At 72.1% G+C, this 24,602-nt stretch carries 23 protein-coding genes and 1 riboswitch; of the genes, 19 read left to right on the top strand and 4 right to left on the bottom strand.

Annotation, left to right across the window (positions count from 1 at the left end; genetic code table 11):
- The first annotated feature begins 81 nt into the window (after positions 1-81).
- The gene (locus AC4D2E_RS07475; RefSeq protein ID WP_490952148.1) at positions 82-2,499 is read left to right on the top strand and encodes a RelA/SpoT family protein; all 2,418 of its coding nucleotides are present in this window, start codon (positions 82-84) and stop codon (positions 2,497-2,499) included.
- 77 nt (positions 2,500-2,576) lie between these two features.
- On the opposite strand, the gene AC4D2E_RS07470 is transcribed toward AC4D2E_RS07475, so the two are convergent.
- Entirely contained in the window at positions 2,577-3,095 is a 519-nt protein-coding gene (locus AC4D2E_RS07470) for a type IV toxin-antitoxin system AbiEi family antitoxin (protein WP_490952147.1), read from the bottom strand.
- 225 nt (positions 3,096-3,320) lie between these two features.
- Positions 3,321-5,057 (bottom strand): DUF349 domain-containing protein, encoded by a 1,737-nt coding sequence (locus AC4D2E_RS07465; protein WP_490952146.1) that lies wholly within the window; start codon positions 5,055-5,057, stop codon positions 3,321-3,323.
- Positions 5,058-5,412: 355 nt separating this feature from the next.
- Here AC4D2E_RS07465 and hisS point away from each other — a divergent pair, with 355 nt between their 5' ends.
- Positions 5,413-6,741 (top strand): histidine--tRNA ligase, encoded by a 1,329-nt coding sequence (gene hisS / locus AC4D2E_RS07460; protein WP_490909228.1) that lies wholly within the window; start codon positions 5,413-5,415, stop codon positions 6,739-6,741.
- Between the two features lie 81 nt (positions 6,742-6,822).
- On the opposite strand, the gene AC4D2E_RS07455 is transcribed toward hisS, so the two are convergent.
- Positions 6,823-8,088 (bottom strand): APC family permease, encoded by a 1,266-nt coding sequence (locus AC4D2E_RS07455; protein WP_490952145.1) that lies wholly within the window; start codon positions 8,086-8,088, stop codon positions 6,823-6,825.
- Between the two features lie 183 nt (positions 8,089-8,271).
- Between AC4D2E_RS07455 and aspS the strand changes: the two genes are divergently transcribed.
- The 9 genes from aspS to hisF all read left to right on the top strand — a co-directional run bounded on the left by aspS (position 8,272) and on the right by hisF (position 16,127).
- A complete protein-coding gene (gene aspS / locus AC4D2E_RS07450) occupies positions 8,272-10,044 on the top strand; it encodes an aspartate--tRNA ligase (RefSeq protein WP_490952144.1) in 1,773 nt (590 codons plus the stop codon).
- Between the two features lie 113 nt (positions 10,045-10,157).
- Positions 10,158-10,299: riboswitch (FMN riboswitch) on the top strand.
- Positions 10,300-10,419: 120 nt separating this feature from the next.
- Positions 10,420-11,103: a nicotinamide riboside transporter PnuC gene (gene pnuC / locus AC4D2E_RS07445; protein WP_490952143.1), complete on the top strand. Its 684-nt coding sequence runs from the start codon at positions 10,420-10,422 to the stop codon at positions 11,101-11,103.
- The gene (ribD, locus tag AC4D2E_RS07440; RefSeq protein WP_490952142.1) at positions 11,100-12,185 is read left to right on the top strand and encodes a bifunctional diaminohydroxyphosphoribosylaminopyrimidine deaminase/5-amino-6-(5-phosphoribosylamino)uracil reductase RibD; all 1,086 of its coding nucleotides are present in this window, start codon (positions 11,100-11,102) and stop codon (positions 12,183-12,185) included. Before pnuC ends, ribD begins: the two co-directional genes overlap by 4 nt.
- Positions 12,186-12,219: 34 nt before the next feature.
- Positions 12,220-12,873 (top strand): riboflavin synthase, encoded by a 654-nt coding sequence (locus AC4D2E_RS07435; RefSeq protein WP_490952141.1) that lies wholly within the window; start codon positions 12,220-12,222, stop codon positions 12,871-12,873.
- Positions 12,870-13,517, top strand: coding sequence for a 3,4-dihydroxy-2-butanone-4-phosphate synthase (ribB, locus tag AC4D2E_RS07430; protein WP_490909233.1), 648 nt, complete (start codon positions 12,870-12,872; stop codon positions 13,515-13,517). Before AC4D2E_RS07435 ends, ribB begins: the two co-directional genes overlap by 4 nt.
- A gap of 84 nt (positions 13,518-13,601) precedes the next feature.
- On the top strand, positions 13,602-14,087 hold the full coding sequence (gene ribH / locus AC4D2E_RS07425) for a 6,7-dimethyl-8-ribityllumazine synthase (RefSeq protein ID WP_490952140.1): 486 nt from the start codon (positions 13,602-13,604) through the stop codon (positions 14,085-14,087).
- A gap of 71 nt (positions 14,088-14,158) precedes the next feature.
- Positions 14,159-14,422 (top strand): phosphoribosyl-ATP diphosphatase, encoded by a 264-nt coding sequence (locus AC4D2E_RS07420; protein WP_104164611.1) that lies wholly within the window; start codon positions 14,159-14,161, stop codon positions 14,420-14,422.
- Between the two features lie 75 nt (positions 14,423-14,497).
- Complete coding sequence (hisG, locus tag AC4D2E_RS07415) at positions 14,498-15,343, top strand: ATP phosphoribosyltransferase (protein WP_490909235.1); 846 nt, start codon at positions 14,498-14,500, stop codon at positions 15,341-15,343.
- A 13-nt stretch (positions 15,344-15,356) separates the two neighbouring features.
- Entirely contained in the window at positions 15,357-16,127 is a 771-nt protein-coding gene (gene hisF, locus AC4D2E_RS07410; RefSeq protein ID WP_104164615.1) for an imidazole glycerol phosphate synthase subunit HisF, read from the top strand.
- A 46-nt stretch (positions 16,128-16,173) separates the two neighbouring features.
- Here the strand turns inward: hisF and AC4D2E_RS07405 are convergent, their stop codons facing one another.
- Positions 16,174-16,815, bottom strand: a complete 642-nt coding sequence (locus AC4D2E_RS07405) for a TIGR03085 family metal-binding protein (RefSeq protein WP_490909236.1) — start codon at positions 16,813-16,815, stop codon at positions 16,174-16,176.
- A gap of 83 nt (positions 16,816-16,898) precedes the next feature.
- On the opposite strand from AC4D2E_RS07405, the gene hisI reads away from it, so the two are divergent.
- From hisI to lgt, 8 genes are all read left to right on the top strand, one after another.
- Positions 16,899-17,339, top strand: coding sequence for a phosphoribosyl-AMP cyclohydrolase (hisI, locus tag AC4D2E_RS07400; RefSeq protein WP_490952139.1), 441 nt, complete (start codon positions 16,899-16,901; stop codon positions 17,337-17,339).
- A 3-nt stretch (positions 17,340-17,342) separates the two neighbouring features.
- Positions 17,343-18,896, top strand: a complete 1,554-nt coding sequence (locus AC4D2E_RS07395; protein WP_490952138.1) for an anthranilate synthase component I — start codon at positions 17,343-17,345, stop codon at positions 18,894-18,896.
- Positions 18,893-19,750 (top strand): Trp biosynthesis-associated membrane protein, encoded by an 858-nt coding sequence (locus tag AC4D2E_RS07390; RefSeq protein ID WP_490952137.1) that lies wholly within the window; start codon positions 18,893-18,895, stop codon positions 19,748-19,750. The genes AC4D2E_RS07395 and AC4D2E_RS07390 overlap by 4 nt, the downstream gene beginning before the upstream one ends.
- 164 nt (positions 19,751-19,914) lie before the next feature.
- Positions 19,915-20,163 carry an HGxxPAAW family protein gene (locus AC4D2E_RS07385; RefSeq protein WP_490910502.1) on the top strand — a complete coding sequence of 83 codons (249 nt, stop codon included), beginning with the start codon at positions 19,915-19,917 and terminating at the stop codon, positions 20,161-20,163.
- Positions 20,164-20,991 carry an indole-3-glycerol phosphate synthase TrpC gene (trpC, locus tag AC4D2E_RS07380; RefSeq protein WP_490909240.1) on the top strand — a complete coding sequence of 276 codons (828 nt, stop codon included), beginning with the start codon at positions 20,164-20,166 and terminating at the stop codon, positions 20,989-20,991.
- A 129-nt stretch (positions 20,992-21,120) separates the two neighbouring features.
- Positions 21,121-22,476 carry a tryptophan synthase subunit beta gene (gene trpB / locus AC4D2E_RS07375; protein ID WP_104166600.1) on the top strand — a complete coding sequence of 452 codons (1,356 nt, stop codon included), beginning with the start codon at positions 21,121-21,123 and terminating at the stop codon, positions 22,474-22,476.
- The gene (gene trpA / locus AC4D2E_RS07370; RefSeq protein ID WP_490952136.1) at positions 22,473-23,309 is read left to right on the top strand and encodes a tryptophan synthase subunit alpha; all 837 of its coding nucleotides are present in this window, start codon (positions 22,473-22,475) and stop codon (positions 23,307-23,309) included. Before trpB ends, trpA begins: the two co-directional genes overlap by 4 nt.
- On the top strand, positions 23,306-24,412 hold the full coding sequence (gene lgt, locus AC4D2E_RS07365) for a prolipoprotein diacylglyceryl transferase (RefSeq protein WP_490952135.1): 1,107 nt from the start codon (positions 23,306-23,308) through the stop codon (positions 24,410-24,412). The genes trpA and lgt overlap by 4 nt, the downstream gene beginning before the upstream one ends.
- Positions 24,413-24,602 lie beyond the last annotated feature (190 nt).

Below are 24,602 nucleotides of genomic sequence, written 5' to 3'. Positions count from 1 at the left end.
CCCGGCTAGAATTGGACCGTCGCATGACCGGTGGCATCGCGGGTCCTCCCCGGGCCCGGGATCGAGATTGAGGGATGGCACATGGCTGAAGCGGTGAACCCTACGGGAGGGTCCGACGGCGGCGCGGGCACCCCCACAGCGGGGGGACAGGGCCCGATCGCCACGGACGTCGCGCGCCCGGGAGCGCCCCGGGGCCTCGTGCAGCCCGAATCGCCGACCTCCGCGCCGTCCGCCGCGAGCGCCGACCAGGTGGCCCCCGGCAGGCGTGGACGGACCCGCGCGCGCATCGCGCGGCTCACCGGCCGCGGCTCCTCCGGCTATTCGCCCGTCCTCGAGCCGCTCCTGCGCACCGTCCGGGCCAACAATCCCAAGGAAGACCTCGACCTCATCCAGCGGGCCTACCTCGTCGCCGAGCGCAGCCACGAGGGTCAGACGCGCAAGAGCGGCGACCCGTACATCACCCACCCCGTCGCGGTCGCCACGATCCTGGCCGAGCTGGGCATGACCGGCACCACGCTGGCCGCGGCCCTGCTGCACGACACCGTCGAGGACACCTCGTACACCCTCGAGGAGCTCAAGCGCGATTTCGGGCCCGAGGTGGCCATGCTCGTGGACGGCGTGACCAAGCTCGACAAGGTGTCCTTCGGGGACGCCGCGCAGGCCGAGACGGTGCGCAAGATGGTCGTCGCCATGGCGAAGGACATCCGGGTTCTCGTCATCAAGCTCGCCGACCGGCTGCACAACGCCCGCACGTGGCGCTTCGTCTCGCCCGCCTCCTCCGCCAAGAAGGCCCGGGAGACCCTCGAGATCTTCGCGCCGCTCGCGCACCGGCTGGGCATGAACACCATCAAGTGGGAGCTCGAGGACCTCTCCTTCGCGGCCCTGCACCCGAAGGTGTACGAGGAGATCGTCCGCATGGTGGGGGACAGGACCCCCGAGCGGGAGAAGCACCTCAGCCTCGTCCGGAACCAGATCGAGGAGGACCTGCGCACCGTCAAGATCAAGGCGACGATCACGGGGCGGCCCAAGCACTACTACTCCATCTACCAGAAGATGATCGTCCGCGGTAAGGACTTCGACGACATCCACGACCTGATGGGCGTGCGCGTCCTGGTGGACAGCGTGCGCGACTGCTATGCGACCCTCGGCTCGCTGCATTCCCGCTGGAACCCGCTGCCCGGGCGGTTCAAGGACTACATCGCGATGCCGAAGTTCAATATGTACCAGTCGCTGCACACCACCGTGATCGGTCCGGGCGGCAAGCCCGTCGAGATCCAGATCCGGACCCACGACATGCACCGCCGTGCCGAGTACGGCGTCGCCGCGCACTGGAAGTACAAGAGCGGCGGCCGGCAGCTCGAGGCGCAGGACGGCGGGGACATGGGGTGGCTGCGCAGCCTCGTCGACTGGCAGCAGGAGACCTCGGACCCGAACGAGTTCCTCGATTCCCTGCGGTTCGAGATCAACGCCCGGGAGGTCTTCGTCTTCACCCCGAAGGGCGAGGTCATGGCGCTGCCGGCCGGATCGACGCCCGTGGACTTCGCCTACGCGGTGCACACCGAGGTGGGCCACCGGACCATCGGGGCGAGGGTGAACGGGAAGCTCGTCCCGCTCAACAGCGAGCTCAACCACGGCGACTCCGTGGAGATCTTCACCTCGAAGGCCGAGGGGGCGGGGCCGAGCCAGGACTGGCAGGGTTTCGTCAAGAGTCCGCGCGCCCGGAACAAGATCCGGCAGTGGTTCACCAAGGAGCGGCGCGAGGAGGCCGTGGACAAGGGCAAGGACCTGCTGACGCGCGCCATGCGCAAGCAGAACCTGCCCCTGCAGCGCATGATGACGCACACCGCCCTGATGACCGTGGCCGAGGAGCTCCACCACCAGGACATCTCGGCGCTGTACGCCGCTGTCGGCGACGGGCACACCTCCGCCCAGAACGTCATCGAGCACCTCGTGGCGCTCATGGGCGGGCACGAGGGGGCCGAGGAGACCATCGCCGAGACCGTGGTCCCGGCGCAGCCCCGCCGGCCGAAGTTCTCCGACTCGGGCGTGACCGTCCGCGGCGTCGGCGACGTCTGGGTGAAGCTCGCCCGCTGCTGCACCCCCGTCCCGCCGGATCCCATCATCGGGTTCGTCACCCGCGGCTCGGGCGTCTCGGTGCACCGGACCGATTGCCGCAACGTGCAGGAGCTGCGCGATCAACCCGACCGGATCGTGCCCGTGGACTGGGCTCCCACGCAGTCGAGCGTGTTCCTGGTCGAGATCCAGGTCGAGGCCCTCGACCGCAAGAGCCTGCTCTCCGACGTCACGAGCGTGCTCGCCGAGAACCACGTGAACATCCTCGCGGCCAACGTGAACACGTCCTCGGACCGCGTGGCGATGTCCCGCTTCGCGTTCGAGATGGGCGACCCCAAGTACCTCAGCCACATCCTCAGCGCCGTCCGGCGCATCGACGGTGTGTTCGACGTCTACCGGACCACAGGCTCCCAGCGCAGGCCCTGACGGCGGCAGGGCGCGCGGTTGCCATTCGTCCGGTGCGGGCGAACGGCCGGGCCCGCACGGGTTCGCTCCGTGCCCGCTCATCCCGTGGCGTCCGCCGGTCGCCGGGCTCCCCGCACCCTCGACAGGGCGCGCGTCTTCCCGGGCACCCTGGATACGCTCAGGAGCGCGGCCTCCACGAGGCGGAGCGGGCAGTCCAGGGTCCGGTCCCGACCGATCGCCCGCAGGATGTCCACCGCGTCGCGGTCCTCGCCGTGCACCGCGATGTCCAGGGCGGTGCGTAGCGGGGTGGTCACAGGCACCCCGCCCACCGTGTTCACGTCGAACGGTCCGAGCGCCACCTGATGCATCACGGCGGAGCTGAAGGGCGGCAACGCCGTGGTGCGACGCCGGTGATCCGTCACGAGGCTGATCACGGCCGGAGGAGGGGCGCACCCGTAGATCCAGGCCGCGCAGGAGCGTCCCAGCGCCACACGGGCCCGCACCGGCCGCGGAATGCACCGCGCGGCGGCCTGCGACCTGACGGTGGGATCCTCCCGGAAGTCGCTGCGAAGGTAGGACCCGCCGATCACGAGGCGCACCAGGCCCTCCAGGCGCATGGCCTGCAACTCCGCCGCGGTGAAGATCTCTCCCGCGTGGAAGAGCGCGCCCCCCCGTCGAGGTGACCGGAGGGTGCGCCGCTCCCGGGTAGCGTTCGGGAGGTACCGCGGCGGAGGGGCCGTGCAGGGGAGCCATCACCTCAGCATGGGGACTGCCCCGCCCACGCGAAAGCCCTCCCGCACCGATGTGGACAAGGGTGCGGGAGGGCCTTCGCGGGGGCCCGGCTAGGAGAAGTCCTGCGCCGACCTCTGCAGCATGTCGAGCCACTGCTCCCGTGCGGCCAGCGCCTCCCGGGCCGAGGCGATCTTCTTGGCATCCCCGGCGCGTTCCGCGCCGGCCAGATCGTCCTTCAGCTGGGCGATGGTCGCCTCGAGCTGGCTCAGGGCGCTGTTGGTGCGCGCCTTCGTCTCGGGGTTCGTCTTCGTCCAGTGCTCGTCGTCGGCGGCCTTGACGGCGTCCTCCACCTTGCGGAGGCCCGCGTCGATGCGCCCCATGTCGGCGCGCGGGACCTTGCCTGCCTCGTCCCATCGGTCGCGGACCGACTGCAGCGCCTTCTTCGCGGCGGCGAGGTCCCTGATCGGCAGGATCTGCTGGGCTTCCCGCAGCAGGGCCTCCTTCGCCTCGAGGTTCCCCGCGTACTCCTCGTCGACGGCTTCGTTCGCGGCCTTCCGGGCCTCGAAGAAGCGGTCCTGGGCAGCACGGAAGCGGGCCCACAGGGCGTCGTCGTCCTTGCGGCTCGCGCGCTTGGACGCCTTCCACTCGTCCATCAGATGGCGGTACTCGGCCGCGGTCTGGCCCCAGTCCGTCGACCCGGACAGCTGTTCGGCGCGCTTGATGAGCGCCTCCTTGGCCTGCTTGGCCTCGGCGTTGTCGCTGTCCAGCTGCGAGAAGTAGGCGCGACGGTGACGGTCGAAGACGGTGCGGGCGGACCGGAAGCGCTTCCACAGCGAATCCTCCGTGCCGCGTCCGAGCCTCGGCCCGTTCTTCTGGGCGGCCTTCCAGAGCTCGAACAGTTCGTTCATCCGGGTGCTGCTGGCCTTCCACTGCACGGTGGAGGGGTCGCGGCCGGCGAGGTCCTCCGCCTCCGCCACGATCGCCTCGCGAGCCGCGAGTTCCTTGGCCTTCAGCTCGTCCTGGATGGCGCGCTCGGCCTTCTCCAGACCCGCGATCGCCTCGAGCAGGGCGTCGATGCGCGCCTCGAGTGCGAGGACATCACCGACCACCTTGCGTTCGCCGACCTGCGCGCGCAGATGCTTGGCCGTCTTGGCCATGTCCGACGCCGGCGCCTTGGCCTGCACCCGCTGCTCGAGGAGTGCCACCTGGCTCACGATGTCGTCGTACTTGCGCACGAAATAGGCGAGGGCTTCCTCGCGGGTCGCATCCGGGTACTGGCCGACCGGGTACTCCTCGCCGTCGACGAGCAGGAAGACGTGGCCGTCCTCCTCGACGCGCGCGAACCTGGCGGCCTCGGCAAGCGGCGTGCTGTGGGCGACGGGCGCCGCCACCGGCGTCGCGGCCTTCTTGAGCGGCCTCGGCGCCATCTTCGTGGGAAGCGGTGGGCGGGGACCGGACGGCTGCGGTGACGGGGTGCTCAGTGGGGCTGCCTCGGCGGCGGAGGGCGCAGCGGCGGCGGGCACGTCCTCGGCGGCTGCCTCGTCCGCCGGGGTGGGTGTTTCCTCGGCGGGTGCCTCGTCCGCCACGGCCTCCGGAGCGGCGGGCTCCCCGGCGGGTGCCTCCTCGGCGGGCGCGGCTGCTTCCTCCGCGGTCGTCCCGGACACCGCGGCGTCCGAGGGGACTGCGGGTTCGGCCGGCTCCTGTGCCACCGATGCCGCTGCTGGTTCCTCTGCTGCCGCACCCGGCTCTGCCGCTACGGATGCTGCACTGGTACCGTCGCCTGCCGCAGCGTCCTGCTGCGGGTCCTGGCCGATGGTCGTGTCGTCGGATTGCTGACTGTCTGTCACCGCTAGAAGTCTTTCGCTCGTCGGATGGCCGTGAACCGCGCCAGGGCCATTGCATGCAGGGTCCAGGAGTCCGTCGGTCATGGTGGCCGGGGTCCGGCGGCAAGGGCCTTCCGGCCGACCTCGCTGCGCACCCCGCCCTGACCTGACCTCCGGGAACCTGCCCTGAGGCTACTTTACCCACTGGCCCCCATTCCGCGGCATGGCGGGAGGAGGCCGCCCCGGCTGGACGAGCCGCCCCGACGCGGCCCGGGCTTTTCCCGCGGAGGGTGCCCGGCACCTAGGATTGAGGCCGCAGAACCGGATCGTCCCGTCGTCGGGCGAGGACCGGAAACCCCGTGCAGGAGGAGATCCCCCAATGGCCCGCAAGGCATCACTGTCAGGCTTTCCCGAGTGGCTCCCCGAGGAGCGCCTGATCGAGCTCCACGTGCTGGAGGTGCTGCAGCGCACGTTCGAGCTGCACGGGTTCTCCAGCATCGAGACCCGCGCCGTCGAGACCGTGGACCACCTCCTCCGCAAGGGCGAGATCGACAAGGAGGTCTACGCGGTCTCCCGCCTGCAGGCCGAGGAGGCGTCCGCCTCGGAGAGCGGACTGGCGCTCCACTACGACCTCACCGTGCCGTTCGCGCGCTACGTCGTCGAGAACGCCGGCCACCTCGCCTTCCCGTTCCGCAGGTTCCAGATCCAGAAGTGCTGGCGCGGCGAGCGGCCGCAGGAGGGCCGCGCCCGCGAGTTCACGCAGGCGGACATCGACGTCGTCGGCGACGGCGTCCTGCCGTTCCGGTACGACGTCGAGCTCGCTCTCGCCGTCGTCGAGGCGCTCGGCGCCCTCCCGATCCCCGACTTCACCCTCCGGGTCAACAACCGGAAGCTGGCCGAGGGGTTCTACCGGGCGATCGGGCTCGAGGACACGGCGGCGGTCCTGCGCAGCATCGACAAGCTCGAGAAGATCGGCCCCGACAAAGTGGGCGCGCTGCTGCGCGACGAGATCGGAGCGGACGACGAGCAGGTGCGCCTGGCGCTGGAGCTCGCGGGCATCCGCACCGCGGACACGTCCTTCGTGGCGCGCGTCCGTGAGCTCGGCGTCACGAACGAGCTCCTCGAGGAAGGACTCGAGGAGCTCCGGCAGGTCGTGGGCGAGGCGTCGCGCCGCGCGCCGGGCCGGGTGGTCGCGGACCTCAGCATCGCCCGCGGACTCGACTACTACACCGGGACCGTCTACGAGACGGTGCTCGACGGGCACGAGGGTCTCGGGTCCATCTGTTCGGGCGGCCGCTACGACGCGCTCGCCCGCAAGGGCAACCGCACCTTCCCCGGCGTCGGGCTGTCCATCGGCGTCACCCGGATCGTGTCGCGCATCCTCAGCCAGGGCTTCGCCACGGTCTCCCGGGCGGTCCCCACGGCGGTCCTGGTGACCCTCGCGGACGACGACGCCTGGTCGCAGGCCCAGGATGTCGCAACAGCGCTCCGGAGCCGCGGGATCTCCGCCGAGGTGGCCGCGACCGCCGAGAAGTTCGGGAAGCAGATCAAGTTCGCCGACCGCCGCGGCATCCCGTTCGTGTGGTTCACCTCCCCGGACGGCTCCCACGAGGTGAAGGACATCCGGTCCGGCGACCAGGTGGCGGCGGACCCGTCCTCGTGGACGCCACCTGCGGCGGACCTGCTTCCCGTCGTCGCGCGGGCCTGAGGCGCCCGGCCCGGCCGGGTGACCGCCCGGCGGGGCCGCCGTGCCGGGTGCACGGCGGCGGCGGGGGGCCCGTCGCGCCCGTCAGGGCCGGCGGCGACGCCGTGCCAGGACCGCGGCGCGCACGGCGATTCCGACGGCGAGCACCGCGAGCATGGTCAGCACCGACGTCGCCGGCAGCGTGAACGCGAGCACGAGGCAGGCCGCCGCCCCGACGACGTTGAGCCAGCGCGGGGCGTACCACTGCCGGTCGGGCAGCGTGAAGGCGGCGATGTTCGCGATCGCGTAGTACACGAGCACCCCGAAGCTGGAGAACCCGACGACGGTCAGTACGTCCGTGGCGAGCAGCAGGACCACGACGACGACGGCGGTCGCGACATCGGCCGCCCAGGGCACCGCGAAGCGCGTCGAGATGCGGGAGAGTACCGACGGCAGGTCCCCGTTGCGGGCCATGGCGAGGCTGGTGCGGCCGACGCCGGCGATCAGGGCGAGCAGCGCACCGAGGCTCGCGAGTGCTGCCGCCAGGACGACCACCGTGTCGAGCACGCCGGCAGAATCTCCGGGCGGCGACCCCGCGTCGACGACGTCGCGCAGCGGCGCCGTCGAGCCGGCGAGGGCCTCCGGGCCGAGGGCATGCAGCAGCGAGAGCGCCAGGAGCAGGTACAGCACGAGGGTGAAGCCGAGCGCGCCGAAGATCGCCCTCGGGATGTTCCGGCGCGGTTTCCGCACCTCCTCACCCATGGTCGCGATGCGCGCATAGCCTGCGAACGCGAAGAACAGCAGGGCCGCGGCCTGCAGTACGCCGCCCACGCCGCCCGTCCCCCCGGAGCCGGCAGCGGAGCCGGCCGCAGGGGCGGTGAACGCCACGACGACGACGAAGGCCAGCACGGGCACCACGAGGGAGACGATGACGCGCGTCGCGAGGGCCGTGCGCGTGACCCCGAGGAGGTTCACCGCCGTCAGGCCGACGACGGCGGCCACGGCGGCGGCCTTCTCCGCTCCCGGCGCCGCGTACAGGCCGAAGGTGAGGGCCATGGCCGCGCAGGAGGCCAGCTTCCCGGTGACGAAGCCCCACCCGGCCAGGAACCCGGGCCAGGGCCCCAGCTGCTCCCTGCCGTACACGTAGGTCCCTCCGCTGGAGGGATAACGGACGGCGAGCGAGGCCGTCGCCGCCGCGTTGCAGTACGCGACGAAGCCGGCGATGACGACGGCGAGGGGCAGCTGCGTCCCCGCCGCGGCGCCGGCGGGGGAGAAGACGACGAACGCGCCGGCGCCGATCATCGCACCGACGCCGACCGTCGTCGCGTCGAAGCCGCCCATGGCACGGCGCAGTCCCGGTGGCTGGGTCACGGTCCTCCTCGGTGGTTGCGGAATGCAGTGGTTGCGGAGCGCGGTGGTTGCGGAAGGCGGTGGTTCCGGAACGGGCTGTCCGCCGGTCCGGACCGGACCGGTAAAGTTGGACCGGTTTGAACCAACTCTAGGCAGGCGAGGCTCGCCTGCGACTCATCGAACGTATCTGTGGGAAGGAATGCTGTGCTCCGCACGCATGAACTCGGCTCGCTTCGGCCCGAGCACGTAGGACAAACGGTCACCCTGGCGGGATGGGTCGCCCGTCGCCGGGATCACGGCGGCGTCGCGTTCCTCGATCTCCGGGACGCCTCCGGCGTCGCGCAGGTCGTCGTCCGCGAGGAGGACGTGTTCTCGTCGCTCCGCAACGAGTACGTCCTGCAGATCGTCGGCGAGGTGCAGCAGCGCCCCGAGGGCAACGAGAACCCCGCCCTCCCCACCGGCGCGATCGAGGTCATCGCGGACACCGTGACCATCCTCAACACCTCGGACCCCCTGCCGTTCCAGATCGACGAGCACGTCGAGGTGGGCGAGGAGGCGCGCCTGCGCCACCGCTACCTCGACCTCCGGCGTCCCGGCCCCCAGGCCAACCTGCGCCTCCGGTCCGAGGCCAGCCGGATCGCCCGCGAGCTGCTGCACGCGGACGGGTTCGTGGAGATCGAGACCCCCACGCTCACGCGCTCCACCCCGGAGGGCGCCCGCGACTTCCTGGTGCCCGCGCGCCTGGCGCCCGGCTCCTGGTACGCGCTCCCGCAGTCCCCGCAGCTGTTCAAGCAGCTCCTGCAGGTCGGCGGGTTCGAGAAGTACTACCAGCTCGCGCGCTGCTACCGCGACGAGGACTTCCGCGCGGACCGCCAGCCCGAGTTCACCCAGCTCGACATCGAGGCGAGCTTCGTGGAGGAGGACGACATCATCGCCCTCGGCGAGCAGCTCGTCGCCGCGCTCTGGAAGCTGATCGACGTCGAGATCCCCCTCCCGATCCGCCGCATGACCTACGCCGAGGCGATGGCGAAATACGGCTCGGACAAGCCGGACCTCCGCTTCGGGCTCGAGCTGACCGAGCTGACCGAGTTCTTCAAGGACACCGGCTTCGGCGTCTTCAAGGCACCCTACGTGGGCGCCGTCGTCATGCCCGGCGGCGCGTCCCAGCCGCGGCGGCAGCTCGACGCCTGGCAGGAATGGGCCAAGCAGCGCGGCGCCAAGGGCCTCGCCTACGTCCTGATCGACGACGACGGCAGCCTCCGCGGGCCCGTCGCGAAGAACCTCACCGACGCCGAGCGCGAGGGCCTGGCCGGCGCGACCGGGGCGAGCCCGGGCGACTGTATCTTCTTCGCGGCCGGCGACCGGTCGTCGTCGCGCGCCATCCTCGGTGCCGCCCGCGTCGAGATCGGCCGCCGCACGGGGCTCATCAGGGAGGGCGACTGGGCCTTCGTGTGGGTCGTCGACGCCCCCATGTTCGAGCCCGCCTCCGCCGCCGTCGCCGCGGGGGACGTCGCCGTCGGAGGCGGTGCGTGGACGGCCGTCCACCACGCCTTCACGTCCCCGAAGCCCGAGTTCCTCGACACGTTCGACACCGATCCGGAGAACGCCGTCGCCTACGCCTACGACATCGTCTGCAACGGCAACGAGCTCGGCGGCGGATCCATCCGCATCCACCAGCGCGATGTGCAGGAGCGCGTGTTCGCGGTCATGGGCCTCGGCAAGGAGGAAGCGCAGGAGAAGTTCGGCTTCCTCCTCGAGGGCTTCAAGTACGGCGCGCCCCCGCACGGCGGCATCGCCCTGGGCTGGGACCGCGTGGTCTCGCTCCTCGCGGGGACCGACTCCATCCGCGACGTCATCGCGTTCCCGAAGTCCGGCGGCGGGTTCGATCCGCTGACCGCGGCGCCCGCACCGATCACGGCGCAGCAGCGCAAGGAGGCCGGCGTGGACGCCCGGCCGAAGGCCGCCGTCGAGGGCTGATCCGCGGAGCTGCTCCGGAAGCCCCTGGGGCAGGCACCCGCGGTCCTCCGCTGTCGGACGAATTGTGACGGTCGGGCGGTGCGCGCCGACGGGCTGTGAAATAATCGGGGGAGTACGTGCTCCGGGGTCGGTGTAAGTCCGAACCGGCGGTGATAGTCCGCGACCCGCTCAACGTCCCGCACCCGCGGGGTGGCGGCGGTTGAGCCGGTGGAATTCCGGGACCGACAGTCAAAGTCTGGATGGGAGAAGCACGAACAGCAGGGACTCACCGCTGCCCGTCGCCGGGTCGCGGTGCCTGTCGTGGCACCAGCCGTGGCAGGACGCCCCTTGTCGTGCCGCCGTTGCCCGGAGCCGTGGACTCGGTGAAGGATCGGCATGGACTTTCTGCAGTGGCTCTTCGAAGCCCGCATCCCCGTAGGCAACGGTTCCCTCCTGCTGCGCGAAGTGGTGGGCAACGCCTTCGGTCTCCTCAGCGCCTTCGGCGGCATGCGCCGGCGCGTCTGGGCCTGGCCGGTCGGGATCATCGGGAACGTGCTGCTCCTCACCGTCTTCCTCGGGTCCCTCTTCGGCGCCGCGAGCGCCGCCAACCTGCTGGGGCAGGCCGGCCGGCAGGCCATGTTCATCGCCGTCTCGATCTACGGGTGGCGCCGGTGGCGGGCCAGCCGCGACCACGGCGGCCAGGCCGTGGAGCCCCGCTGGGCCGGGACCAGGGCGCGCATCGGCATGGTCTCGTTCATGATCGTCGGCACCTTCGCGCTGACCCCCCTGTTCCGCGTGCTCGGTTCGTACGAGCCGGTCTGGGCCGACGCCTGGACCTTCGTCGGGTCCCTGCTCGCCACCTACGGGATGGCCAAGGGCTGGGTGGAGTTCTGGCTCGTGTGGGTCGCGGTCGACATCGTGGGGATTCCCCTGCTCTTCAGCGCGGGCTACTACGCCAGCGCCTTCATGTACGTGTTCTACGGGGCCTTCACCCTCGTCGGGTTCGTCGTGTGGGCCCGCGCCCAGCGCACCGGGAAGCCGAGCGTCGAGACACTCCTCCCGGATCCGATGCTGCGATGAGCACGACGCCCGGCCCCCGGACCACCGCCGCGGAGACGGCCGCGATGCTGCGTGCCCTGGACCTCGCCGGCCGCGGGGTGCGCGGCGCCAACCCCCTGGTGGGCGCCGTCCTGCTCTCCGCCGACGGCACCGTCCTCGGGGAGGGCCATCACCGCGGGGCGGGCACGCCGCACGCGGAGCCCTCCGCCCTCGCCGACGCCCGCCGGCGCGGCAACGACCCGCGCGGCGCCACCATGGTCGTGACCCTCGAGCCGTGCAACCACACCGGCCGGACCGGCCCGTGCAGCGAGGCACTCATCGACGCCGGCGTCGCCCGCGTCGTGTACGCGGCCGACGACGTCAACGGTGCCGCCGCCGGTGGGGCCCGGCGGCTGCGCGACGCCGGCGTCGACTGCGTCAGCGGCCTCGAGGCCACCCGCTCACGGCACCTCAACCAGCGCTGGACGGCCTCCGTCCTCGCGCGGCGCCCCTTCGTCACCCTGAAGTCCGCGCAGTCCCTCGACGGGCGCGTGGCGGCCCGCGACGGCTCCAGCCAGTGGATCACGGGCGCGGACGCACGCGCCGACGGCCACCGGATCCGTGCCCTCGCCGACGCCGTCCTCGTCGGCACCGGGACCGTCCTCGCGGACGATCCGCGTCTCACGGCCCGCGCCGGTGCCGCCCAGGGCACGCAGGACGACGCCGGGGACGCACCACCGGTGCGGGACGCCGGCCTGCGGGTGGTCCTCGGACGCACCCCGGTGCCGGACGACGCCGCGGTGCGCGGCGAGGGCTTCCTCCACCTGGCCACCCGGGACGTCGACGCGGCCCTCGGCGAGCTCCATGCCCGGGGGGTCCGGCACGTCCTCGTCGAGGGAGGCCCGCGGATCGCCTCGGCGTTCCTCCGGGCAGGGGTGGTGGACGAGCTGTTCAGCTACGTCGCGCCCCTGATCCTCGGCGACGGGGCGCCCGCCTTCCCGGACCTCGGCGTGGGCACCCTCACCGACGCCGTCCGCTGGGCGCTGGACGACGCCGGCGGCCCCGCCGTCCTGCAGTTCGGCCCCGACGTGCGCCTGCATCTCGGACCCCCACCGCCCCCCTGACCCGCCCCGCCCACCCATCGCGAAGGAAGTACCAGTGTTCACAGGAATCGTCTCCGAGCAGGGCAGCGTGGTCTCCCTGGAGCTCACGCCCGACGGCGAGAGCGCACTCCTCGTCTTCGAGGCGCCCGGAACAGGCCGGGACCTCGCGCCCGGCGCCTCGATCGCCGTCAACGGGGTCTGCCTGACCGCCGTCACGCTCGACGGCGGCCGCGTGGGCGTCGACGTCATGGGGGAGACCCTGCGCCGCACCACCACGGGCGGCCTGCAGCCCGGCGCGCCGGTCAACCTCGAGCGCTGCGTCCCCGCGGGCGGCCGCCTCGACGGCCACGTCGTGCAGGGCCACGTCGACGGTATCGGCGTGCTGCTGGAGCGCGAGGACCTCGGTGCCTGGCACCGGCTCCGCTTCGGGTTGCCCACCGACCTGGGACGCTACGCCGCGGAGAAGGGGTCCGTCGCGATCGACGGCGTCTCCCTGACCGTCACCGCGGTGAGTCCTCCCGAGGACACCGGGCAGTGGTTCGAAGTGGGCCTCATCCCGACCACCCTCCGGGAGACCGGCCTCGGCGCGAAGGCCATCGGCGACCCGGTGAACCTCGAGATGGACGTGCTCGCGAAATACGCCGAACGCCTCCTCGGCTTCGCCGCCGCGGACGCCCGTCGGGGCCGGACCACCGGGGGCACACCGTGACGGGAACCGAGCCGGTGCGCCTCGATCCCATCGAGGACGCCATCGCCGCCATCGCCGCGGGCCGCGCCGTCGTCGTGGTGGACGACGAGGACCGCGAGAACGAAGGCGACATCGTCTTCGCCGCGGAGGACGCCACGCCGGCCCTCGTCGGCTGGACGGTGCGCTGGACGTCGGGTGTGCTCTGCGTGCCGCTGCGCGCCGACGACGCCGACCGGCTGCTCCTGCCGCCCATGACGGCGGTCAACGAGGACTCGAAGGGCACGGCCTACACGGTCTCGTGCGACGCCGCCACGGGCGTGAGCACCGGCATCAGCGCCGCTGACCGCGCCCGTACGGCGCGCGTGCTGGCCGATCCGGCCAGCGGTCCCCTGGACCTCACCCGGCCGGGCCACGTCTTCCCCCTGCGGGCGGCCTCCGGGGGCGTCCGCGAACGGCCCGGGCACACCGAGGCCGGTGTGGAACTCAGCGTCCTGGCCGGCAAGCGCCCGGCGGCCGTCATCGCCGAGCTCGTCCACGACGACGGCGACATGATGCGCCTGCCCGCGCTGCGCCGCTTCGCCGACGAGCACCGGCTCCCGCTGGTCTCGATCGAGGACCTCGTGGCCCACGTCCGGGCCGGCGAGGAGCGCGGCGACAGCGCCTGACCCCGCAGTACACCCCGGAGGACACCCCGCGGTACACCCCGCAGCACCCCCGCATCCCTGCAGTAGACGAACCGAAGGAGAACCATGAGCGGCCACGGAGCACCCAGCATCGACGTCAGCGCGCTGACCACCCAGGACGGCGCGCCCCTGCGCCTCGCGATCATCGCGGCGAGCTGGCACACGCAGATCATGGACGGGCTGCTCGACGGCGCCCGCCGGGCCGCGGCCGAGGCCGGCGCCGAGGTCACCGAGGTCCGGGTGCCCGGCAGCTTCGAACTGCCCGTCGCCGCCGCGCGCCTCGCGCCCCGGTTCGACGCCGTCGCAGCCCTCGGCGTCGTCATCCGCGGCGGCACGCCGCACTTCGAGTACGTGTGCCAGGCGGCGACGTCGGGCCTCACCGACGTCAGCGTCCGCACCGGCGTGCCGGTGGGTTTCGGGGTCCTGACCTGTGACACCGAGCAGCAGGGACTGGACCGCGCCGGACTGCCGGGCTCCTCCGAGGACAAGGGGCACGAGGCCGTCACGGCCGCCCTCGCGACTGCCGCCGTCCTCCGAGCCTCGGAGCGATGAGCGCGGAGGCGTCCGTCACAGGACCCGGCCCACGTGCCGCGGCGGCTGTGCGAGCCGATAACCTAGGGGGTGTGAAAACCTTTGATTCCCTGTTCGAGGAACTCAGCGCGAAGGCGGTCGAGCGCCCCACGGGCTCACGGACCGTGGCCGAGCTCGACTCGGGCGTGCACGGCATCGGCAAGAAGGTCGTCGAAGAGGCCGCCGAAGTGTGGATGGCGGCCGAGTACGAGTCCACCGAGGACGCCGCGGAGGAGATCTCCCAGTTGCTCTACCACCTGCAGGTCCTCATGATCGCCAAGGGACTCACGCTGGAGGACGTCTACAAGCATCTGTAGCCGCACAGGGCGCCCACGCACCCCACCGCGGCTCCTGCCGGTCTCGTCCCCCGTCTCCACCAGCGAAAGATCCCCATGCTCCGTGTCGCAGTCCCCAACAAGGGCGCCCTCTCCGAGGCCGCCTCGTCCATGCTCGCCGAGGCCGGCTACCGCCAGCGCCGCGACTCCCGCGAGCTGGTGCTCGTCGACCCCGAGAACGAGATCGAGTTCTTCTTCCTGCGACCACGGGACATCGCCGTGTACGTGGGTTCGGGGACGCTCGACGTCGGCATCACCGGCCGCGACCTCTTCCTCGACGCCCAGGTGGAGGCCGAGGAGCTCATGCAGCTCGGCTTCGGCGCCTCCACCTTCCGGTTCGCCGGACCCGTCGGCGACTTCACCTCGCTGGAGCAGCTCGAGGGCCGGCGCCTGGCGACCAGCTACGAGGGCCTCCTGAACGACTACCTCGCCGCGCGCGGCATCACCGCGTCGGTGGTCCGGCTCGACGGCGCCGTCGAGTCCTCGGTGCGCCTCGGGGTGGCCGACGCCATCGCCGACGTCGTCGAGACCGGCAGCACGCTCCGGGCCGCCGGCATGGAGATCTTCGGCGAGCCCATCCTGCAGAGCGAAGCCGTGCTGATCGGCCGGGCCGGTGCCGAGGCGCCCGCGGGCCTCGACGTACTGCTGCGGCGCCTGCAGGGCGTCCTCGTCGCACGCCAGTACGTGATGATGGACTACGACATCCGGAAGCACCTCGTGGACGAGGCCGCGGCCCTCACGCCCGGGCTGGAATCCCCGACCGTCTCGCCGCTGCGCGACACCGAGTGGGTCGCCGTCCGCTCCATGGTCAAGCGCCACCAGACCAACCGGGTCATGGACGAGCTGTACGAGCTCGGCGCGCGCGCCATCCTCGTCAGCACCATCCACGCCTGCCGGATCTAGGGGAGGGGCAACCGTGACCGTCGCAGTCCGCGTCATCCCCTGTCTCGACGTCGACGCCGGACGCGTTGTGAAGGGCATCAACTTCGAGGACCTGCGGGACGCCGGGGATCCCGTGGAGCTCGCGCACCGCTACGACCGCGCCGGCGCCGACGAACTCACCTTCCTCGACGTCACCGCCTCCTCGGGCAACCGTGAGACCACGTTCGACGTCGTCGCCCGCACCGCGGAGGAGGTCTTCATCCCGCTCACCGTGGGAGGAGGCGTCCGCGAGATCTCCGACGTCGACCGCCTCCTGCGCTTCGGCGCGGACAAGGCGTCGATCAACACCGCCGCCGTCGCCCGGCCCGCCGTGATCGACGAGATCACCGGGCACTTCGGCGCGCAGGTCCTCGTGCTCTCCCTCGACGCCCGGCGGACGCGGGACGCGCGCACGCCGTCCGGCTTCGAGGTCACCACCTACGGCGGCCGCAAGGGCACCGGGATCGACGCCGTGGCCTGGGCGAAGGAGGCCGCGGACCGCGGGGTCGGGGAGATCCTGCTCAACTCGATCGACGCCGACGGCACCAAGGAGGGCTTCGACCTCGAGCTCATCCGCGCCGTGCGGGCCGCCGTCGGGGTGCCCCTGATCGCCTCGGGCGGGGCGGGCAAGCCCGAGCACTTCCCGCCGGCGGTGGCGGCCGGCGCCGACGCGGTGCTCGCGGCCTCGGTCTTCCACTTCGGTCCGGTGGACGCGATCGCCCAGGTCAAAGCGGCCATCCGCGAGGCAGGGTTCCCGGTCCGCTAGTTCTCCGTCCCGGCCGAGGCGCAGCCGGCGCGGCCCGCAGAACGGATCAGATGCCGACGTCGGCGCTCTGCAGCAGGGCGACGGCGTCGGGCTGGCCCTCGAAGGTGACCAGTGCCTGCGCGCGCCCGTGCGCGTGCAGGAGTAGTTCGCCGGGATCGCCGACGATCGCCACGGACACCGGCGCGCGTCTGGCCACGTGCCGGGGCCCGTCGGGGCACACCAGGACGATCCCCAGGTCCACGCCCCGGTAGAGGAACGCCGCCCGCTTGACGAGTTCCTCCCAGAGGGCGTTCGCGTACTCCACGTCGAGGGCCCGCGGCGCCCAGCGCGTCGTCGCCCGGCGGACGTCCTCGGTGTGCACGAAGTACTCGATGAGGTTGGCGCTCCTGTCGATCACGCCGATGCGCATCGGCGAGAGGGCGGGCGGACCCGCCAGGAACCGGTTCACGAGGGCCTCGTAGGCCGCGGGCGACGCCGCCCGTCCCGCCGTCTCCCGCATGGCACGCTCGGTCGTGGGGGAGAGCTTCGGGATCACCATGCCCAACCCCAGGGCGGGCCTGTGCTCCCGGAGGTAGAGGTGTGCGGCGAGGTCGCGGGTCTGCCACCCCTCACACAGGGTGGGGGCGTCGGGGCCGGCGGCAAGAAGCGTCTCGGCCAGGACCTCGCGGGACGGGGTTACGTAGCGCATCACTGCTGAAACTAGCATGGCGGGCCGGGTCGGGGGCAGGCCCCGCCCACGCTCCCGCATAGCCCGCACTAGAATCAGGACTGATGCTCTCCTCCACCCCCTCCCCGAACCGCACCGCCCTTTCCTCCGAGCCCCGCTCCGAGGGGGACGGCCCCGTCCTCGATCCCGCGATCGCCGCCGCCCTCAAGAAGGACGACGCCGGGCTCGTCGCCGCCGTCGTCCAGCAGTACGACACGCTCGAGGTCCTGATGCTCGGCTGGATGGACGAGGAGGCGCTGCGGCGGACCCTGAGCACGGGGCGCGTGACGTTCTACTCGCGGTCCCGCGCGGAGTACTGGCGCAAGGGCGATACCTCGGGGCACCGGCAGTGGGTCAAGGGCGTGGCCCTCGACTGCGACGGCGACGCCCTGCTCGTGACGGTGGACCAGGAGGGCGCGGCCTGCCACACCGGCACCCGCACGTGCTTCGACGGCCGGGCACTGCCCGCCGAGACCGCCTCCCGGCCCGACCCCGAAGGACTCTGACCCATGCAGCACCTGGGCACGATCAGCCCCACCCTCGAGGAGTTCCGCACCCTGGCCCGGGCCCGCCGCGTGGTCCCCGTCCACCTGACGGTCCTCGCGGACGCGCACACGCCGATCGGCGTCTACCGCAAACTCGCCGCCGGGCAGCCCGGCACGTTCCTCATGGAATCCGCCGCCGTCGGCGGTGTCTGGTCGCGGTACTCCTTCATTGGCTCGCACTCGCGCGCCACGCTGACCTCCCGGGACGGGCAGGCGCACTGGCTGGGCGAACCCCCGGCCGGCGTCCCCGTGGACGGGAACCCCGTCGAGGCGCTGCGCCTCACGGTCGAGGCCCTGCGCACCGAGCGGTTCGAGGACCTGCCCCCGTTCACGTCCGGGATGGTCGGTTTCGTGGGGTGGGAGGCGGTCCGGCACTGGGAGCGTCTCACCAGCCCCCCGGAGGACGATCTCCTCCTGCCCGAGCTGGCGATGTGCCTGGTGTCCGACCTCGCCATCCACGACAACTCCGCGGGTTCCCTCACCCTCGTCGCCAACGCGATCAACTTCGACAACACCGACGAGCGCGTCGACGAGGCCTGGCACGACGCCGTCGCGCGTGTCCAGGGCATGCTCGCGAAGCTCGTCGCGCCCGCGGAGCTCGCCGTCTCCGTGATGGCGGCCGACGCACCGGGCGCCGCGGCGTCGATGGACCGCGTCCGCGAATCGTGGTTCGAACCCGACTACCTGGCGGCGATCGAGCGCGGCAAGCGGGCGATCGTCGACGGCGACGTCTTCCAGGTGGTCATCAGCCGACGCTTCGAGATCGAGTGCGACGCCTCCGCCCTGGACGTCTACCGGATCCTGCGCACCACGAACCCCAGTCCCTACATGTACCTGTTCAGCCTCGAGGACGCCGACGGGCGGGGCTACTCGATCGTGGGCAGCTCGCCCGAGGCCCTCGTCACGGTGACCGGGGACGAGGTCATCACCCACCCCATCGCCGGATCGCGGCCCCGGGGCAGGACCACGGAGGAGGACCGCGACCTCGCCGTCGAACTCCGCGCCGACACCAAGGAGATGGCCGAGCACCTCATGCTCGTCGACCTCGCCCGCAACGACCTCTCCAAGGTGTGCACCCCGGGCAGCGTCGACGTCACGCAGTTCATGGAGGTGGAGAAATTCAGCCACATCATGCACCTCGTGTCCACCGTGGTGGGTCGGCTCGCGCCGTCGAAGAGCGCCTACGACGTCCTGGCGGCGACCTTCCCGGCCGGCACGCTCTCGGGAGCGCCGAAGCCGCGGGCCCTGCGCCTCATCGACGAGGTGGAGCCGCACCGGCGCGGGATCTACGGCGGGGTGGTCGGCTACCTGGACTTCGCGGGCGACATGGACATGGCCATCGCCATCCGGTCGGCGCTGCTCCGCGACGGCAGGGCGTACGTGCAGGCCGGCGGCGGCATCGTCGCCGACTCCGTGCTCGAGGCGGAAGCACTCGAGACGGTCAACAAGGCGGCGGCCCCGCTCCGGGCGGCGCTGACCGCGGCCGCCCTGCGCCCGGCGACGGCGGACCTCCCGTGAGCGCCGCCGCACGCCCCGGCGCGGGTCGCTTCACGCGCCGCGGCGTCGTGGTGCTGGGCATCGTGGTGCTCGCGCTGCTCGCCTTCGGCACGACGACGCAGACCTGGCTCACGGTGCGCCTGCCCCAGGACGCCGTCCAGACCCCGGACCTGGCCATCGCCGGCAGCGACGCGGCGACGCCCGTGACGGCATTCGCCCTCGTGGCACTGGCCGCGGCCCTCGCCGTCTCGATCGCGGGACGCGTCGCCCGGTGGATCATCGCCGTCATCCTCGTGCTCTCCGGGGTCGGGATCACGACGTCCAGCGCCGGTGTCGCTCTCGATCCCTCCTCCGCGGCCGAACCGGCCACCGGGGCGGCGATCGGCGTCAGCGGCCTCGCCGGAGCCGAGGCAGCCGCCACGGCCATGCCCTGGGTCGCCGCCGCGGCCGGGGTCCTCCTGGTGCTCGCGGCGGCCTGGGTGGTGCTCGCCGGACGGACCTGGGGCATCAACCGGCGGTACGACGCCGGGGCGTCCCGCACGGTCCACGCCGCCCCGGGAAGTCCGCAGCCCGGAGCGCCCGCACCTTCGACGGGCGACGTGCCGCCCGGCGTCGTGCCCGGCGGCGAGGATGCCGCCCAGGACGCCGTCGCCGACCCGGGCCCCGCACCCGACGCCGCACCCGACGCCGCTCCGGGGTCCTCGACGGAGCGCTCACCCGACCGCTCGCCCGAGTCCCTGACCGGCCCCTCGCCCGACGAGCCGGGCCCGGGCCAGGGCGGGGAGCCACCGACGCCCCCGCAGCGGGGGAGTGCCCACGCCGACGAGATCGACAGCTGGGACGAACTCTCGCGCGGCAACGACCCGACGCGCTGACCACGACCGCACGCCCACCCCGCCGGCCCTGCTGGAGGCCGCCCCGTGCCGCCGCGCCGTCCCATCAATGGCAGAATGGAACAAGACCCGTTCGAAGGAGATTACCCATGGCATCCGAGACCCGCGCCAGCGCCACCCGCAACACCCCGGCCAGCCACGCCCAGATGGGTGACGAGACGATCGGCCACGGCAACAGCCCCGCCGCGTGGACCTGCGTGCTGATCATGCTGGCCGGCGCCGCCATCGCCTCCTTCGCCTACATCCTCGCGAGCACCGAGGGCAACCACGACTTCGGGACCCTCCTGTTCTGGGTCGGGATCGGCATCATGTTCGTCGGCCTGATCGTCGGCTTCATCATGCGCAAGATCGGCTACGGCGTGGGTGGATCGAAGCTCAAGAACAACGGCCACTAGATGACGGTCCTCGACGACATCATCGACGGCGTCCGCGAGGACCTCGCGGAACGCCGGCGCACACTGCCCCTCGACGCCGTGCGAGCGGCCGCCCTCGCAGCCCCTGCGCCGCTCGATGCATTCGAGGCCCTCGGTGCCGGACAGGGCGGAGCCATGGCGGTCATCGCCGAGGTGAAGCGCAGCAGCCCGTCCAAGGGCGCCCTCGCGGACATCGCCGACCCGGCCGCCCTGGCAGCCCGGTACGAGCAGGGTGGCGCTGCCGTCATCTCCGTGCTCACCGAGCAGCGACGTTTCGGCGGATCGCTCGCGGATCTCGACGCCGTCCGTGCGGCGGTGGCCCTCCCCGTGCTCCGCAAGGACTTCACGGTCGACGCGTACCAGATCTGGGAAGCACGCGCACACGGTGCCGACGTCGTCCTGCTCATCGTCGCCGCCCTCACCGACGAGGAGCTGGGCGCGTTCCTCACCCTCACCACCGACCTCGGGATGCACGCGATCGTCGAGACGCACACGGCCGACGAGGTGCGCCGGGCCGTGGCGGCCGGCGCCGCGATCATCGGCGTCAACGTGCGCAACCTGAAGACCCTGGACATCCACCGCGGGGTCTTCGCGGAACTGGCGCACCTCATCCCGTCGGGGACGGTCGTCATCGCCGAATCCGGCGTCCGCGACGCCTCCGACGTCGCCGACTACGCGGCCGGCGGCGCGCACGCCGTCCTGGTGGGGGAGGCGCTGGTCCGCCACAGCGATCCGGCGGCGACCATCGACGAGTTCAGGCGCGCCGGCTCGGACGCCCGGCAGAGCCTGGACACGCCCGCGCACGGCTGACGGATCCCGCCGCCCCCGGCGGGACAGCGAGCAGTACACGGACCGGCCACCCCGGTCCACCGGCGACCCGGGCGACACCCACCGCCGAGTCAGGACCAACAGGACAGGAACGCTGAAGCCATGACCGACATGCACCAGGACACGGGCCACGACGGCACGGGCGACCGCGCAGAGGACGCCATCGACGCCGGGACGGCCGAGGCATTCCTCAGCCACGACGAGAGCCTCCGCCACGCACCCGGTCCCTACTTCGGCTCCTACGGCGGGCGATGGATGCCCGAGTCGCTCATCGCCGCGCTCGACGAGCTGCAGGACACCTTCGACAAGGCCAAGGCCGATCCCGAGTTCACGGCGCAGGTCGCCGAGCTCAACAGGAACTACGCCGGCCGTCCGTCCCTCCTGACCGAGGCGCAGCGCTTCGCCGAACACTGCGGCGGCGTGCGCATCTTCCTCAAGCGCGAGGACCTGAACCACACCGGGTCGCACAAGATCAACAACGTCCTGGGCCAGGCCCTGATCGCCAAGCGCATGGGCAAGACCCGCGTCATCGCCGAGACCGGGGCCGGCCAGCACGGCGTCGCCAGTGCGACGGCGGCAGCCCTCCTCGGCCTCGAGTGCGTCGTCTACATGGGCGCCGAGGACACGCGCCGCCAGGCGCTCAACGTCGCGCGCATGCAGCTGCTCGGCGCGACGGTCGTCCCCGTGACCAACGGCTCCCAGACGTTGAAGGACGCCATCAACGAGGCGCTGCGCGACTGGGTCGCCAATGTCGAGACCACGCACTACCTGCTCGGCACCGCGGCGGGCGCCCACCCCTTCCCGTCCATGGTCCGGTACTTCCACGAGGTCATCGGCGACGAAGCGCGGGAGCAGATCCTCGAGCAGACGGGCAAGCTCCCCGACGCCGTCTGCGCATGCGTCGGCGGCGGATCGAACGCCATCGGCATGTTCCACGGCTTCCTCGACGACCGCGACGTGGCCCTGTACGGCTTCGAAGCCGGTGGTGACGGCGTCGAGACCGGCCGCCACGCGGCCACCATCACCCTGGGGCGCCCCGGCGTGCTGCACGGCGCGCGGTCCTACCTCATGCAGGACGAGGACGGTCAGACCATGGAGTCCCACTCCATCTCCGCGGGACTCGACTACCCGGGCGTCGGCCCGGAACACGCCTACCTCGCCGACATCGGACGGGCGCACTACGAGCCCATCACCGACGCCGAGGCGATGGAGGCCTTCAAGATCCTCAGCCAGGCCGAGGGGATCATCCCGGCCATCGAGACCGCGCACGCCCTCGCCGGTGCCATGAAGGTGGGCCGGCGCCTCGCGGCGGACCTCGGACCGGGGGAGAAGGCGTCGGACAGGATCGTCGTCGTCAACCTCTCGGGCCGCGGCGACAAGGACGTGGCGACCGCCGCGGAATACTTCGACCTCCTCCCGGACGACAGTGCCGAGCAGGAAATCGCCCAGGAGGGTGAACAGCTGTGACCACGCATCCCGCCACTGCTCCCTCGACCGGTCCCGACACCGGCTCCAAGGCCGCCGCCGCCATCGAGAAGGCACGCAGCGAAGGCCGCGCCGCCCTCATCGGCTACCTGCCCGCCGGCTTCCCCGACGTCCAGGCCACCATCGACGCCGGCATCGCCATGGCGGAGAACGGCGTGGACCTCATCGAGATCGGCATCCCGTACTCGGACCCGGTCATGGACGGGCACGTCATCCAGGAAGCGACGGTCGATGCGCTGGCCAACGGCTTCACCGTCCCCCGGATCTTCGACGTCGTCGCCGGCATCACGAGCGCCACCGACGCCGCCGTCCTCGTCATGACCTACTGGAACCCGGTCATGCGCATGGGCGTCCGCGCGTTCGCCGAGCGCCTCGCCGCCGCGGGCGGCGCCGGGCTCATCACCCCGGACCTCATCCCCGACGAGGCTTCCGAATGGCTCGAGGCCTCCGACGCATTCGGCCTCGACCGCGTGTTCCTCGTGGCACCGTCCACCTCCCCGCAGCGCATGCAGGCCACCGTCGACGCCAGCAGGGGATTCGTCTACGCCGTGTCCGTCATGGGCGTGACCGGTGCGAGGACCTCGGTCGGTGCCGCCGCCCGGGCCGTCGTCGACGCGGCGCACGCCGCCGGAGCCGAGCGGGTCTGCGTGGGGCTCGGGGTCTCGTCCTCCGCCCAGGTGCGCGAGATCGGCGCGTACGCCGACGGCGTGATCGTGGGCACCGCCCTCGTCGCCGCCCTGCGCGACGGCGGAGTGGACGCCGTCGCCGAGCTCACGCGCGAACTGAGCACCGGCACGGGCAAGGCGTCCGCGTGATCGGCGCACGCCTCGCCGCGTCGATCCCCAGCCCGCCCGCGGAATGGGCGAGCTTCAGCCTCGGCCCCGTCACCCTCCACGCGTACGCCCTGTGCATCCTCGCCGGCATCCTCCTCGCGCTCCTCCTCACGCAGAAGCGGTTCGTCTCCTTCGGCGGCCACGCGGACGCGGTGTGGGACATCGCCATCTGGGCCATCCCGTTCGGCATCGTCGGCGGTCGGCTCTACCACGTGTTCTCCTCCCCGGACGCCTACTTCGGCCCGGACGGTGACCTCGCGCGCATCCCGCAGATCTGGCAGGGCGGCCTCGGGATCTGGGGCGCGATCGCCCTCGGCGCCGTCGGAGCCTGGATCGGCGCCCGGCGCGCGGGCGTCAAGCTCTCCGCCTTCGCCGACGCCGCCGCGCCCGGTGTGCTGCTCGCCCAGGCCGTCGGACGGCTCGGCAACTGGTTCAACCAGGAGCTCTTCGGCGCACCCACCACGCTGCCGTGGGGCCTCGAGATCGACGCCGACAACGCGAACTTCCCGCCCGGCGCCGCCCCCGGCACGCTGTTCCACCCCACGTTCCTCTACGAGCTGCTCTGGAACCTCGCCGGCGTCGCCCTCCTGCTGCTGCTCTCGCGGAAGATCACCCTGCGCGGCGGCCGCATGTTCTGGCTCTACGCGGCCTACTACACGCTCGGACGCGTCTGGATCGAGGCGCTCCGTATCGACGACGCCGAGATGATCACGTTCTTCGGCGTCACCCAGCGCCTCAACGTGTGGACCAGCATCGCCGTCTTCCTCGTGTCCGTCGCCGTCCTCGTCTACCTCTCGGTCAAGCGGGACCGCGTCGAGGAGCTGGTGGTCTACCTGCCGGGCCGCGAACCGAAGCCGGCCGACGCCGTCGGTGACGACGGCGCAGCGGGCGGCAGCGTGGACAGCGGGTCCGACGACAGCGCCGCGACAGCCGTGGGCAGTGCCTCGGGAACGGGCGACGGTGCGGGGACGACGTCGGAGAAAGGCGCCTCCCGTAACGCTTCAGCCACAGGTGGCCACGCCTCGGACGCGGGGCAAAGCGGGCGGAATGACCGTGGTAACCTGTCCGAAACAGACGGTTCCTGAGTAGGCGATCCGCGTACTCGGGCCCCCGCGCAAGCGGAGCCGCGGGATTCGGTCCCCGACAGCAGTCCCCGGGCCACCGCCCCTCAAGGACGCAACACCACATCGTTGTGGACTCCAGGTGCGACGGCCGGATCACCCTCCGACCCCGCACCGACATCGCCGCCACGGGTGCCTGATGCCCGCAGCACCT

The sequence above is a fragment of the Arthrobacter sp. TJ-265 genome (assembly GCF_058269135.1).
The sequence above is the reverse complement of the archived record's forward strand: the minus strand, read 5'-3'. Positions and strand labels throughout refer to the sequence as shown.

Coding starts and splice junctions, on each gene's coding strand:
- pnuC (WP_490952143.1), top strand. CDS start 10,420: ATGGACTTTCTGCAGTGGCTCTTCGAAGCCCGCATCCCCGTAGGCAAC.
- AC4D2E_RS07405 (WP_490909236.1), bottom strand. CDS start 16,815: ATGCGCTACGTAACCCCGTCCCGCGAGGTCCTGGCCGAGACGCTTCTT.
- hisG (WP_490909235.1), top strand. CDS start 14,498: ATGCTCCGTGTCGCAGTCCCCAACAAGGGCGCCCTCTCCGAGGCCGCC.
- hisS (WP_490909228.1), top strand. CDS start 5,413: ATGGCCCGCAAGGCATCACTGTCAGGCTTTCCCGAGTGGCTCCCCGAG.
- trpB (WP_104166600.1), top strand. CDS start 21,121: ATGCACCAGGACACGGGCCACGACGGCACGGGCGACCGCGCAGAGGAC.
- ribD (WP_490952142.1), top strand. CDS start 11,100: ATGAGCACGACGCCCGGCCCCCGGACCACCGCCGCGGAGACGGCCGCG.
- hisI (WP_490952139.1), top strand. CDS start 16,899: ATGCTCTCCTCCACCCCCTCCCCGAACCGCACCGCCCTTTCCTCCGAG.
- AC4D2E_RS07385 (WP_490910502.1), top strand. CDS start 19,915: ATGGGTGACGAGACGATCGGCCACGGCAACAGCCCCGCCGCGTGGACC.
- trpC (WP_490909240.1), top strand. CDS start 20,164: ATGACGGTCCTCGACGACATCATCGACGGCGTCCGCGAGGACCTCGCG.
- AC4D2E_RS07395 (WP_490952138.1), top strand. CDS start 17,343: ATGCAGCACCTGGGCACGATCAGCCCCACCCTCGAGGAGTTCCGCACC.
- ribH (WP_490952140.1), top strand. CDS start 13,602: ATGAGCGGCCACGGAGCACCCAGCATCGACGTCAGCGCGCTGACCACC.
- AC4D2E_RS07470 (WP_490952147.1), bottom strand. CDS start 3,095: ATGCGCCTGGAGGGCCTGGTGCGCCTCGTGATCGGCGGGTCCTACCTT.
- AC4D2E_RS07475 (WP_490952148.1), top strand. CDS start 82: ATGGCTGAAGCGGTGAACCCTACGGGAGGGTCCGACGGCGGCGCGGGC.